This is a genomic window from Pseudomonas protegens (assembly GCF_003732485.1).
GTDB classification, from domain to species: Bacteria; Pseudomonadota; Gammaproteobacteria; order Pseudomonadales; family Pseudomonadaceae; genus Aquipseudomonas; species Aquipseudomonas protegens_B.
Genome location: NZ_MOAK01000086.1, coordinates 425,697 through 436,995 on the forward strand (window position 1 = coordinate 425,697; position 11,299 = coordinate 436,995).

The 11,299-nt window shown below is 62.5% G+C and carries 12 protein-coding genes and 1 pseudogene; 8 read left to right on the forward strand and 5 right to left on the reverse strand.

Going from position 1 to position 11,299, the window contains the following annotated elements:
- From BLX41_RS36570 to BLX41_RS28905, 3 genes and pseudogenes are all read right to left on the reverse strand, one after another.
- Positions 1-338: pseudogene (locus tag BLX41_RS36570) on the reverse strand (DUF4398 domain-containing protein); the annotation flags it as partial.
- A 50-nt stretch (positions 339-388) separates the two neighbouring features.
- Positions 389-802, reverse strand: a complete 414-nt coding sequence (locus BLX41_RS28900) for a DUF4398 domain-containing protein (protein WP_016967758.1) — start codon at positions 800-802, stop codon at positions 389-391.
- Positions 803-1,091: 289 nt separating this feature from the next.
- Positions 1,092-1,436, reverse strand: coding sequence for a pilin assembly protein (locus BLX41_RS28905; RefSeq protein WP_123727629.1), 345 nt, complete (start codon positions 1,434-1,436; stop codon positions 1,092-1,094).
- Between the two features lie 204 nt (positions 1,437-1,640).
- Between BLX41_RS28905 and ppc the strand changes: the two genes are divergently transcribed.
- The 7 genes from ppc to BLX41_RS28940 all read left to right on the forward strand — a co-directional run bounded on the left by ppc (position 1,641) and on the right by BLX41_RS28940 (position 8,895).
- Entirely contained in the window at positions 1,641-4,271 is a 2,631-nt protein-coding gene (gene ppc, locus BLX41_RS28910) for a phosphoenolpyruvate carboxylase (RefSeq protein WP_123727630.1), read from the forward strand.
- Positions 4,272-4,560: 289 nt separating this feature from the next.
- Positions 4,561-5,208, forward strand: coding sequence for an adenylate kinase (adk, locus tag BLX41_RS28915; protein WP_123727631.1), 648 nt, complete (start codon positions 4,561-4,563; stop codon positions 5,206-5,208).
- Between the two features lie 90 nt (positions 5,209-5,298).
- Positions 5,299-5,973 (forward strand): tRNA (adenosine(37)-N6)-threonylcarbamoyltransferase complex dimerization subunit type 1 TsaB, encoded by a 675-nt coding sequence (gene tsaB / locus BLX41_RS28920; RefSeq protein ID WP_123727632.1) that lies wholly within the window; start codon positions 5,299-5,301, stop codon positions 5,971-5,973.
- Between the two features lie 186 nt (positions 5,974-6,159).
- A complete protein-coding gene (locus tag BLX41_RS28925; protein ID WP_123727633.1) occupies positions 6,160-6,462 on the forward strand; it encodes a hypothetical protein in 303 nt (100 codons plus the stop codon).
- Positions 6,459-7,319: a DUF72 domain-containing protein gene (locus tag BLX41_RS28930; RefSeq protein ID WP_123727807.1), complete on the forward strand. Its 861-nt coding sequence runs from the start codon at positions 6,459-6,461 to the stop codon at positions 7,317-7,319. The genes BLX41_RS28925 and BLX41_RS28930 overlap by 4 nt, the downstream gene beginning before the upstream one ends.
- A gap of 33 nt (positions 7,320-7,352) precedes the next feature.
- Positions 7,353-8,183 carry an isocitrate lyase/PEP mutase family protein gene (locus BLX41_RS28935; RefSeq protein ID WP_123727634.1) on the forward strand — a complete coding sequence of 277 codons (831 nt, stop codon included), beginning with the start codon at positions 7,353-7,355 and terminating at the stop codon, positions 8,181-8,183.
- A gap of 13 nt (positions 8,184-8,196) precedes the next feature.
- Positions 8,197-8,895: an extensin-like domain-containing protein gene (locus tag BLX41_RS28940; RefSeq protein ID WP_123727635.1), complete on the forward strand. Its 699-nt coding sequence runs from the start codon at positions 8,197-8,199 to the stop codon at positions 8,893-8,895.
- Positions 8,896-8,904: 9 nt separating this feature from the next.
- Here BLX41_RS28940 and BLX41_RS28945 read toward each other — a convergent pair whose 3' ends face one another.
- Entirely contained in the window at positions 8,905-9,522 is a 618-nt protein-coding gene (locus BLX41_RS28945) for an energy transducer TonB (RefSeq protein ID WP_123727636.1), read from the reverse strand.
- Between the two features lie 93 nt (positions 9,523-9,615).
- On the opposite strand from BLX41_RS28945, the gene BLX41_RS28950 reads away from it, so the two are divergent.
- Positions 9,616-10,398: a class I SAM-dependent methyltransferase gene (locus BLX41_RS28950; protein WP_123727637.1), complete on the forward strand. Its 783-nt coding sequence runs from the start codon at positions 9,616-9,618 to the stop codon at positions 10,396-10,398.
- A 123-nt stretch (positions 10,399-10,521) separates the two neighbouring features.
- Here BLX41_RS28950 and BLX41_RS28955 read toward each other — a convergent pair whose 3' ends face one another.
- Positions 10,522-11,157 carry a TetR/AcrR family transcriptional regulator gene (locus BLX41_RS28955; protein ID WP_123727638.1) on the reverse strand — a complete coding sequence of 212 codons (636 nt, stop codon included), beginning with the start codon at positions 11,155-11,157 and terminating at the stop codon, positions 10,522-10,524.
- Between the last annotated feature and the right edge of the window lie 142 nt (positions 11,158-11,299).

The following is an 11,299-nucleotide window of genomic DNA, read 5'->3' on the forward strand; positions in this document are numbered from 1 at the left end:
ATGGCGCGGGCGCGCTGGTCGCCGGCGTCCTTGAGCTTGGCTTCGGCGGTACGCAGGGCGATGGTTTCCTTGGCCACTTCAACCCGCTGATTGGTCAGGTAGGCCAGTTGGTCGACCTTCTTCTCGTCGTCCTTGTTCAGGTAGGCCTTGTCGGCCTTGTCCATCCAGTCGGCGGCGTCCTTGGTTTCCAGGGCGGCGACTTTGCTGGCCTGCGGGTTGGCCTGCAGGGCGGAGAAGTTGGTCCGGGCGTTTTCCAGGTTGGCGTTCGGCGGGGTGGAGCAGGCCGCCAGGGCTACGCTCATGGCCAACAGGGCAGGGATCATCAGTTGTTTGCGCATAATGGTTCGTCCTTTCAATCAAATACGAGTACGTGGGAGTCGGCGGCGGCTTACTGCACGCTGCGCATACCTTCCTGACGCAGTTCCTGAACGCCTTTCTGCGAGTCTTTCAGCGCCTGCTCGGCCTTGGCGGCCTGGGCCTTGCGCTCTGCTACGCGGGCGTCCCACTCGGCCTGTTCAGCCAGGCGGCGGGCTTCGTCGTACTTCTTGTCGTGCATGGCAATCTCGGCTTGCTTGAGCTTGTCCTGAGCCGACTTCATTTCCACAGCGGCGAATTCGGTACCACCGGCGCTCACTGCGCTATTGACCGCAGATTGCGTGACCGCGTACTGCTCGGAAGGCGGATTACCGGCACAACCGGCCAGTACCATGCTGCTACCGAGGGCCAGCGCGGCCAGCTTCAGCCCGCGCAGAGAGGTGAACGAGGATTTGGCAGTGCTGATCTTCATGGTCTTCAACTCCATTGGGTAACTCCTGGAAAACATCAATATCCATCCCGGTCCTGGCGCCGTGACGCTTCAGTGACGACGAGCGCTGATGGCAAAATTTGAAACGGCCGTTCCAGTGATGGCTAATGGGTGTGACCCGAGGCTTTTTTGAATAGTTCAGAGAAAGATGGCGATTGGCCGGAAAAAAATCTGACGCCTTGGTCAGGGCTCTAAATTGGGAACTTTTGCCGCTCGCAGGGGTATTCCCGGTCCTTTTCAGGACCGGGAGCGGTGGTTTTCAGCAGGGAGATGAGAGGTGGCGGACTCAGTGCTTCGGCTTGTCGGCCTGGCTCGACATCAGGTGCAGATGCTGGCGTGACAAGGCCAGGAAGCGAGGGGTGGGGCCGATATCTTCGTACAGTGGATCGCCTTCCTCGTCGGTAGCCACCACGTGCTGGCCCTGAATGTAGGGGAAGCTTGCCTCGAGCTCTTCCAGGGCGGCGCCGATCAGCTCGCCAAGGAGCTCTTCGGTCTGGCGTTTGGGGTACATCTCGGAGAGGGCGGCCAGGCGTGCGGCGGCTTCCACATCCAGGTGAATCCGGTAGCCGGTCTTGGTCAGGCGACCCTTGGCGTTTTCTTCCCAGTGTTGTGCGAGTTCACGGATTTTCATGATGACCTCAATGAACACCTGCTCGTGGCAGGTTGGGTTGAGTGGCCGGCCCGGGCCGGTGCGTGGCCCTTGTGCGGCCTACTGTTGAGACTAGCTCCATCGCCGAAGGTTGGGCGCCGGTTTGCCACGTGCTTGCTAAGGGATGCGTGCAAGCGGCACTCTTGAGCCTTCCGTGCCGCCTTGAGTCTGCTGGAGAACACCTCGATGACCGATATTGATGCGCGCTTGCGCGAAGACGTTCACCTCTTGGGAGAACTGTTGGGCAATACCATCCGTGATCAGTACGGGGAGGGTTTCCTGGACAAGATCGAGCAGATTCGCAAGGGCGCCAAGGCCGATCGCCGGGGTTCGCCCGGGGCCGAATTGAGTGCCAGCCTCGATCAGTTGAGCGAGGACGAACTGCTGCCGGTGGCCAGGGCCTTCAACCAGTTCCTCAACCTGGCGAACATCGCCGAGCAGTATCAGTTGATCCACCGTCGCGACGAGTCGCAGCCGGCGCCATTCGAAGCCCGAGTGCTGCCTGAGCTGCTGGCTCGTCTGCGGACCGCGGGGCATTCTGCCGACGCCCTGGCCCGGCAGCTGGGGCGCCTGGAGATCGAGCTGGTGCTTACCGCTCACCCCACTGAAGTGGCGCGCCGGACCCTGATTCAGAAATACGATGCCATTGCCGGACAACTGGCGGCCCAGGACCATCGCGATCTCACCAGCGTCGAGCGCGGGCAGATCCAGGAACGCCTGCAGCGCTTGATTGCCGAAGCCTGGCACACCGAGGAAATCCGCCGTACTCGGCCGACACCGGTGGATGAGGCCAAATGGGGGTTCGCAGTGATCGAGCACTCCCTGTGGCAGGCCATTCCCAACTACCTGCGCAAGGCCGACAAGGCGCTGTTCGAGGCTACCGGGCTGCATCTGCCGCTGGAGGCGGCACCGATCCGCTTCGCTTCGTGGATGGGCGGCGACCGTGACGGCAACCCCAATGTCACCGCCAGCGTGACCCGGGAGGTACTGTTGCTGGCGCGCTGGATGGCTGCCGACCTGTACCTGCGGGACGTCGATCACCTGGCTGCCGAACTGTCCATGCAGCAGGCCAGCGCGGCCTTGCTGGCCAGGGCCGGGGACAGTGCCGAGCCGTATCGGGCACTGCTCAAGCAATTGCGCGAGCGGCTGCGGGCCACCCGTAACTGGGCGCATGCGGCGCTTGGCGCGCCGGTGCCGGCGGGCGCCGAGGTCCTGCAGAACAACCGTGATCTGCTGGAGCCGCTGCAACTGTGCTACCAGTCGTTGCATGAGTGCGGGATGGGGGTGATCGCCGATGGTCCGTTGCTCGATTGCCTGCGGCGGGCGGTGACGTTCGGTCTGTTCCTGGTGCGTCTCGATGTGCGTCAGGACTCCAGTCGGCACACCTCGGCCATGACCGAGATCACCGACTATCTGGGCCTGGGCCGCTATGAGGACTGGAGCGAGGAAGACCGCATCACCTTCCTGATGCGTGAACTGAGCAGTCGCCGGCCCTTGCTGCCGGGCTACTTCAAACCCTCGGCAGACACGGCGGAGGTGCTCGCTACCTGTCGCGAAATCGCCGTCGCCCCGGCGGCTTCCCTGGGTTCCTATGTGATTTCCATGGCGGGCGCGGCCTCCGACGTGCTGGCGGTGCAGTTGCTGCTCAAGGAGTCCGGGGTGTTGCGGCCGATGCGTGTGGTGCCGCTGTTCGAGACCCTGGCGGACCTGGATAACGCCGGTCCCGTGATGGAGAAACTGCTGCACATGCCGGGCTATCGCTCGCGCCTGCAAGGGCCGCAGGAAGTGATGATCGGCTATTCCGACTCGGCCAAGGATGCCGGGACCACCGCCGCAGCGTGGGCGCAGTATCGGGCTCAGGAACGCTTGGTGGACATCTGCCGTGAACAGCAGGTGGAGCTGCTGCTGTTCCATGGTCGCGGCGGTACTGTCGGGCGTGGTGGCGGTCCGGCCCACGCGGCGATCCTGTCGCAGCCTCCGGGTTCGGTGGCGGGGCGCTTCCGCACCACCGAGCAGGGGGAAATGATCCGTTTCAAATTCGGCCTGCCGGACATCGCCGAGCAGAACCTCAACCTTTATCTGGCAGCGGTACTGGAAGCCACCTTGCTGCCGCCGCCCCCTCCGGAGCCGGCCTGGCGCCACTTGATGGACGAACTGGCCGGCGACGGGGTCCAGGCCTATCGCGCGGTGGTGCGGGACAACCCGCAGTTTGTCGAGTACTTCCGCCAGTCCACCCCTGAACAGGAGTTGGGACGCCTGCCCCTGGGCAGTCGGCCGGCCAAGCGTCGTGCCGGTGGCATCGAGAGTCTGCGGGCGATCCCATGGATCTTCGGCTGGACCCAGACGCGTCTGATGCTGCCGGCGTGGCTCGGCTGGGAAGCGGCCCTGAGCAAGGCGCTGGCCCGGGGCGAGGGTGAGTTGCTGGCGCAGATGCGTGAGCAATGGCCGTTTTTCCGCACCCGCATCGACATGCTGGAGATGGTCCTGGCCAAGGCCGATGCCGACATTGCCCGTTCTTATGACGAGCGCCTGGTGGAGCCGGAACTGCTGCCATTGGGTGCGCATTTACGCGACCTATTGTCGCAGGCGTGCGCGGTGGTCCTGGGCCTGACCGGGCAGTCGCAACTGCTGGCCCACAGCCCCGACACCCTGGAGTTCATCCGCCTGCGCAATACCTACCTCGACCCACTGCATCTGCTGCAGGCGGAGTTGCTGGCGCGTTCGCGCAAACAGGAGGCGCCGCAAGGAAGCCCCGTGGAACAGGCGCTGCTGGTCTCCGTGGCGGGTATCGCCGCGGGTTTGCGCAATACCGGCTGAGGTTGCACAGGGCTGTCGGCCTGCTTTGGCGCAGCCCTGATCGGGACAATCCCAAGGTGTCGTGCAGATTCATCTGGCGACACTTTGTTATGGGGTTGCGACTTGTTCTACCGTGCCGATGGGGCACAAAAGGGCCGGGTTCCTCCGACTTTCGACTGCTTGTGTGCACTGTGTCGGCTGTGTATCTTGATCAGCCTTTGGCCGTTTGGGCGGCCACTATCCTATTTTTGAGATTGGCCCCACGAGGCGAATCCGAGCATTTCTAAATAAAAAATTGAGGAGCACATCGATGCGCGTAATTCTGCTGGGAGCTCCCGGGGCCGGTAAAGGTACTCAGGCAAAGTTCATCACCGAAAAGTTCGGCATTCCACAGATCTCCACCGGCGACATGCTGCGTGCTGCGGTCAAGGCCGGCACCGAGCTGGGCCTCAAGGCCAAGAGCGTGATGGACAGCGGTGGCTTGGTGTCCGATGACCTGATCATCAATCTGGTCAAGGAACGCATCGGCCAGGCCGACTGCGTCAATGGCTTCCTGTTCGACGGCTTCCCGCGCACCATTCCTCAGGCCGAAGCACTGGTCAAAGCCGGTGTGGAGCTGGACAACGTGGTGGAAATCGCTGTTGACGACGAAGAGATCGTCCAGCGCATCGCCGGTCGTCGTGTGCATGAGGCTTCGGGCCGGGTGTACCACACCGTCTATAACCCGCCGAAGATTGCCGGCAAGGACGACATCACCGGTGAAGACCTGGTGCAGCGCAAGGACGACACCGAAGAAACCGTGCGTCATCGCCTGTCGGTCTACCATTCCCAGACCAAGCCGCTGGTGGAGTTCTACCAGCAGCTGGCCGCCGCTCAGGGCAAGCCGAAGTACAGCCATATCCCTGGCGTCGGTTCGGTGGAAGTGATCACCGCCAAGGTGCTCGAAGCCCTGAGCTGAGTTGCCTGATCGTTTGATCGTTCAACGGCCCGCTTGCGGGCCGTTGCTGTTTATAATGCGTCACTTTTTTCAACGCCGATGGAACCCCCGATGAGCACCTTGCTGGCCCTGGACACCGCGACTGAAGCTTGCTCCGTTGCTTTGCTGCATGACGGCAAGGTTACGAGCCATTACGAGGTGATCCCCCGCCTGCATGCGCAGAAGCTGTTACCGATGATCAAGGAGCTGCTGGCCAATGCCGGTACCACCTTGCAGGCGGTGGATGCCATTGCCTTTGGCCGTGGACCTGGCGCCTTCACCGGCGTGCGGATTGCCATTGGTGTGGTGCAGGGGCTGGCCTTCGCCCTGGAGCGTCCGGTGCTGCCGGTGTCCAACCTGGCGGTGCTGGCCCAGCGCGCCTTGCGTGAGCACGGTGCGACCCAGGTTGCCTCGGCCATCGATGCGCGCATGGATGAGGTTTACTGGGGCTGCTATCGGGAAACGGCCGGCGAAATGCGTCTGGTGGGGGCCGAAGCGGTGCTGCCGCCGGAAGTCGCGGCCTTGCCGGAAGACGCCGCTGGAGACTGGTTTGGTGCAGGCACCGGCTGGGGTTATGGCGAGCGCATCGCGGTCACTCTCAGTGGGCAGGACGCGGTCATGCTGCCCCATGCCGAAGACCTGCTGACCCTGGCGAAATTTGCCTGGGAGCGGGGCGAGGCGATAGTCGCCGACGACGCGCAACCGGTCTATCTGCGCGACAAGGTGGCCACGCCCAAGGCCCGTTGAGGGTGGTCCAAGTGTCTGCGGGGGTTCAGATTTCTTCGGTGTAAAACGGCCAATCGTCTGGTTTTCAGAGTCGATCCTGCGCGGTTTTAAACCTTTTGGCTTTTCTGTGTTCTAGTTATCACTTGGGCATTTGCTAAGTCGAAGCAGTGCCGCTAAATTGCCATCATTGACCCCGGGCTTTTCAGTATGCGCATAGACGGCATCTCCTCTCAGTCCTACCCCATCAAGCGCAAGCCTCGTAAAGGCCTGGCGTTGCTAGATGAGTCTCTGGACGATGCCGACGCCATTGAAGTCCAGTCCGAACCTTCGGCACAAAGCCGTTCCCAGGCTTCTGCTCCCCGCACCGGTAATCTCCCCGCCCGTCCACAGGACATGGTCTTTCAGCGCGCGATGAAAAGGAGCGTGGCCAATGCCCTGGCCAGCTACCTGACCACCGCCGGTTTTGTTGATTGGGATCTGGAAGTGGTGGGGCTCGATCTGCATATCTGATGCTGCCTTATTTCCTGGGTTGTCCTTCCTGGAGCGAAAACGCCTGGCGTGAGTACCTGTACCCGGAGGATGCACGACCCAATGATTTCCTCGGCCTGTATTCCCAGGTCTTCAATGCCGTCGAAGGCAACACCACCTTCTATGCACGACCCGCGCCCGGCACCGTGCAGCGCTGGGCCGAGATCATGCCCGAGCACTTTCGTTTCACCGCCAAGTTTCCCGGTGATATCAGCCACGGCGGTGATCTGCGGGAACAACTGAGCGCTGCCGAGACCTTTATCCAGTTGCTCAGTCCCCTGGGGGAACGCGTGTCGCCCTTGTGGCTGCAATTGCCGGCCAGCTTCGCCCCGCAGCGCCTGGCGGAACTGGCGGGCTTTATCGAGGGCCTGGAGCGGCCGCTGGCGGTGGAGGTTCGGCATCCGGAGTTCTTTGCCAAGGGCGATGCGGAGCGCATGCTCAACCGACTGTTGCGTGAGCGTGGCGTCGAGCGGATCTGCCTCGATCCACGGGCCCTGTTCAGTTGCACATCCACCACTCCCGCGGTGCTGCACGCCCAGTCGAAAAAGCCCAAGGTGCCGCCGCGACCTGCGGCGTTCACCCAGTTTCCCCAGGTGCGCTTCATCGGCCATCCGGAGCTTGAGGCCAACGATCCGTTTCTCGTGCCCTGGATCGACAAGGTCGCCGGCTGGATCGAAGAGGGGCGTACCCCTTATGTCTTCCTGCACACCTCGGACAACCGACTGGCTGCTGAACTGGCTCGCCGTTTTCATGGCCAGCTGATGCAACGTTTGCCTGGCTTGCCCGCCTTGCCTGAGTTATACAGAGAGCCCGCCGCGGAGCAGCTCGGCTTGCTCTGAGGCGGTTTCATTGCCTTCTTCCGGAGCGAGCAAATGGACGCGCAAACCCTTCGAGCCAATGCCTTCAAGGCCCTGCATGAACGTGCCGGCGCCTTTGTCATTCCCAACCCCTGGGATGCCGGTTCCGCGAAGATGCTGGCCGGCCTCGGGTTCGAGGCCCTGGCCACCACCAGCGCCGGTTATGCCTTCTCCCTGGGGCGTCCGGATGCCGAGGGCGCCGTCAGCCTGGAAGACACCCTGGACAATGTGCGCGCAATAGTCGGTGCCAGCAGCCTGCCGGTGGCGGTGGACTTGGAAAACGGCTTTGCCGACAGTCCTGAAGGCTGCGCCCAGGCGTTGCTGTTGGCGGCAGCCAGTGGTGTAGTCGGAGGCTCGATCGAGGATGCCAGCGGTCGTACCGACGACCCTATCTATGACTTCAACCTGGCCGTGGAGCGTATCGAGGCCTGTGCTGCCGCCGTGCGCAGCTTGCCATTCCCCTTCATCCTGACTGCCCGGGCGGAGAACCTGCTCCACGGTCGTGATGATCTGCCTGATACCATTCGCCGCTTGCAGGCCTTTGCCGAAGCCGGTGCCGATGTACTCTATGCGCCGGCCCTGCGCAGCGCCGAGGAGATTTTGCAGGTGGTGCGGGCTGTGGCGCCCAAGCCGGTGAACGTGCTGATGTCCGGTGGCCTCAACCTGAGCGTGACGCAATTGGCGGAACTGGGGGTCAAGCGCATCAGTGTCGGTTCGGCCTTGGCCCGGGCCGCCTATGGTGCTTTCTACCGGGCTGCGGAGGATATCCGCGAGCACGGTCGCTTCGATTTCGCCGACCGCGCGATGCCGTTCCGGCAGATCAATCAATTGTTCAAGCAGTCATAAAACGGGACATTCTGTGCGGCTGGTGAAAATTCTGGGCGTCCTGTTGTTGCTGGGCGCTCTGTTGTCGATCGGCATACGCCTGGGCTGGGTGCCCCTGGCGGATGCCTGGAACCCTTGGGCGCCGCTGGATGTAAGGGCCAAGCCGAATCTGTTGACCCGTTTCAAGCTGGCGCGGCTGCGCGACGATCCGCAGCTGTGTGACGAGGTGCTTGGCCGCTCCGGCCTGCGCACCAGCCGCCAGCCCGACAGTCGGGGCGATGTGGCCTGCCCATTGAGCAACACCTTGCGCGTGCAAGGTGGCGATGTCGCCTTGAGCAGCAGCTTTCTCGCCAGTTGCCCGCTGGCTGTGGCCTTTGCCCTGTATGAGCGCCATGGGCTGCAGCCTGCAGCGCAGGCGGTGTATGGGCAGCGCGTGGCCCGGGTCGATCATCTGGGCAGTTTTGCCTGCCGCAATATGTACAGCCGTGAGAATGGCGCTCGCAGTCAGCACGCCACTGCCAATGCCCTGGACATTGCCGGCTTTCGACTGGCCGACGGGCGCAGTATCAGCGTGCTCAGGGATTGGCCGAAGGACAGCGATGTGGGACGTTTCTTGCGGCTGGCCCGGGACGGTGCCTGCGATGCATTCAATGTGGTGCTGGGGCCGGACTACAACAGTGCCCATCGCAACCATTTTCATCTGGATGCAGGGCCTTGGTGGATATGTCGCTGAGGAGCGGGCTCAGGCGGCGATGCGCAGGTTCTGCAGAATCAGCGGGCGCGCCCAGCCGATGTCGAAGTCCATCTGCCGCTGTTGTTCGATAAGTTCCTGCTCTGGGAACGGCTCGGCCGGTTTATCCAGCAGATCCAGCTCGAACTCGGCGATGGGCAGGTGCAATGGACGCGGTTCCGGCGCCGGGCCGGGATCTGGCAGCGGTTGGCCGGCATTGAGCACGATCGGGCGGACCCAGCCGCTCTCAAAGTCTTGCTGACGTTGCTGGGCAACGATTTCTTCCGTAGGGAAGGGCGGAGCCGGCTTGTCCAGCAGATCCATTTCGAATTCGGCGATCGGCAGGAACAGCGGCTCAGGGGGACGAATCTCGGTGTCCTGAACATCGCAATGGCGCTGATTGACGATCTGCGTCAGTACATCGCTGCCGCCAAGCGGTTCCACGGGACCATCGACGGCCACTGCGGGCCGCCCTTCAACGTTCGCGCCTTCTCCCTGTTGCTCGGCCAGGGCCTGGGCAAAGAAGTCCTGCCACAGATGGCTGACGCCGCTCAGTGCCTGGGAGTTGCGCAGGCCATAGTCGCCGTGGGGCGAGATATAACCTATCGATGTGCGTTGAATGTCTGACATTGCTCTCGGTCGACGCTGAGCTCTGGCAAAATGGCCGATAGTTCTGTTATCGGCAGTTTTTGCCGATCATTAATTTTTTGAGTGTGTTTTCAGATGAATGAGCAACCCGCGGCCTGCCGCATCAAAGTCGAGGCCCTGGACGCTGGATTCGCGCCGCTGGCTCAGCAATGGGCGCAACGCCTGGGACTGCCGTTGCAGATCGAGGAGGCCGAGTTTGCCCTGCAGGTGGGTGAGCAGGGGCTGCAATTGCAGCAGCTGGGCGCCGATGCGCCTGGGCCGGTGCGGGTGGATTTCGTTGAAGGCGGTGCGGCTCACCGGCGGCTGTACGGTGGCGGCAGCGGGCAGATGATTGCCAAGGCGGTGGGCGTTGCTCAGGGCGTGCGGCCACGGGTGCTGGATGCCACGGCAGGCCTGGGCAAGGATGGGTTTGTCCTGGCGACCCTGGGCTGCGAGATGAGCCTGATCGAGCGCCAGCCATTGATTGGGGCGCTGCTGGAGGACGGGCTGGCCCGTGGTGCGCTGGATGCCGAGGTGGCGCCTATCGTTGCCCGCATGCACTTGCTCAAGGGCAATTCCATCGAGCTGATGCGCAACTGGGAGGGCGAGCCGCCCCAGGTGATCTACCTCGATCCGATGTTTCCCCATCGGGAGAAAAGCGCCTTGGTGAAAAAGGAAATGCGCCTGTTCCGGCCGCTGGTGGGGGACGACAATGACGCCCCGGCACTGCTGGCCGCCGCCTTGGCCCTGGCCAGCCACCGGGTGGTGGTCAAGCGCCCGCGCAAGGCGCCGTGCATTGAAGGGCCGAAGCCGAGCCATGGGCTGGAAGGCAAATCCAGTCGCTACGACATCTACCCGAAGAAGGCCCTCAAGGCCTGAACCCTATGCAGGAGCCGCTTGCCGTCCTGGTTGTAGGAGCCGGCTTGCCGGCGAAGGCGATCTCAGGGCCTCTGCGCTGGCAAGCCAGCTCCTGCACCAGCCTGCTCCCGCACATGCCGGTGTCTATGGCCGATAGGCGCGCATGAACAGATCCACCACTTCCTGTACGTGCTCTTCCGCAGCCGCGCCTCTCAAGGGCTCGCCGCAACCATAGAGCAGGCGGAAGTTCGCCCCGCCCTTGAGCATGCAGAAGAAATGCTCGGCGGCATTGCGCGGCTTGTCGATGTGCAAGGTGCCCAGCTGATTGATTCGCCCCAGCAGCCGTTCCATTCCCTGCAGTACGCGTTCGGGGCCGGCCTCAATGAACATCTGCGAGAGCTTGGGGTCCTGGTTGCCCAGGGCCATGATCAAGCGGTGCAGGTTCACCGACTCGTCGCTGTTGATCAGTTGATGAAAGCCACGGGCGATGTTCAACAGGACGCCTTGCACCGGTGTGTCGGGCGTCAGTTCGTAGATCAGCGTGGGCAGCTGCTCTTCGCACTTGGCCACCACCGCGGCAGTGAACAGGGTCTCTTTGTCGTTGAAATGGCTATAGACCGTGAGCTTTGAAACGCCGGCTTCGGCGGCGACCGCATCCATGCTGGTACTGGCGTAGCCATTGCTCAGAAACAGGGTTTTCGCTGCTTCGAGAATGGCCTGGCGTTTGGCCAGATCCTTGGGCCTGCCTGGCCCAACGTTTGCGGATTGATTGTCGGACATTTTTTTCGCTGTTAATACTGGACTGGTGAGTTTGCTATTAATAACATGCCGGCCAGTATAATTATTCCAAGCACCATTAGCGAAAGGTCGCCGCCATGTTCCGCTATGCCTTGCCAGTCAGCCTGGCTTTTTTTCTGTCTGC

Bases quoted from the DNA above. Each gene is read 5' to 3' on its own strand.
- adk (WP_123727631.1), top strand. From the start codon at position 4,561: ATGCGCGTAATTCTGCTGGGAGCTCCCGGGGCCGGTAAAGGTACTCAG.
- ppc (WP_123727630.1), top strand. From the start codon at position 1,641: ATGACCGATATTGATGCGCGCTTGCGCGAAGACGTTCACCTCTTGGGA.
- tsaB (WP_123727632.1), top strand. From the start codon at position 5,299: ATGAGCACCTTGCTGGCCCTGGACACCGCGACTGAAGCTTGCTCCGTT.
- BLX41_RS28900 (WP_016967758.1), bottom strand. From the start codon at position 802: ATGGAGTTGAAGACCATGAAGATCAGCACTGCCAAATCCTCGTTCACC.
- BLX41_RS28955 (WP_123727638.1), bottom strand. From the start codon at position 11,157: ATGTCCGACAATCAATCCGCAAACGTTGGGCCAGGCAGGCCCAAGGAT.
- BLX41_RS28935 (WP_123727634.1), top strand. From the start codon at position 7,353: ATGGACGCGCAAACCCTTCGAGCCAATGCCTTCAAGGCCCTGCATGAA.
- BLX41_RS28945 (WP_123727636.1), bottom strand. From the start codon at position 9,522: ATGTCAGACATTCAACGCACATCGATAGGTTATATCTCGCCCCACGGC.
- BLX41_RS28925 (WP_123727633.1), top strand. From the start codon at position 6,160: ATGCGCATAGACGGCATCTCCTCTCAGTCCTACCCCATCAAGCGCAAG.
- BLX41_RS28905 (WP_123727629.1), bottom strand. From the start codon at position 1,436: ATGAAAATCCGTGAACTCGCACAACACTGGGAAGAAAACGCCAAGGGT.
- BLX41_RS28950 (WP_123727637.1), top strand. From the start codon at position 9,616: ATGAATGAGCAACCCGCGGCCTGCCGCATCAAAGTCGAGGCCCTGGAC.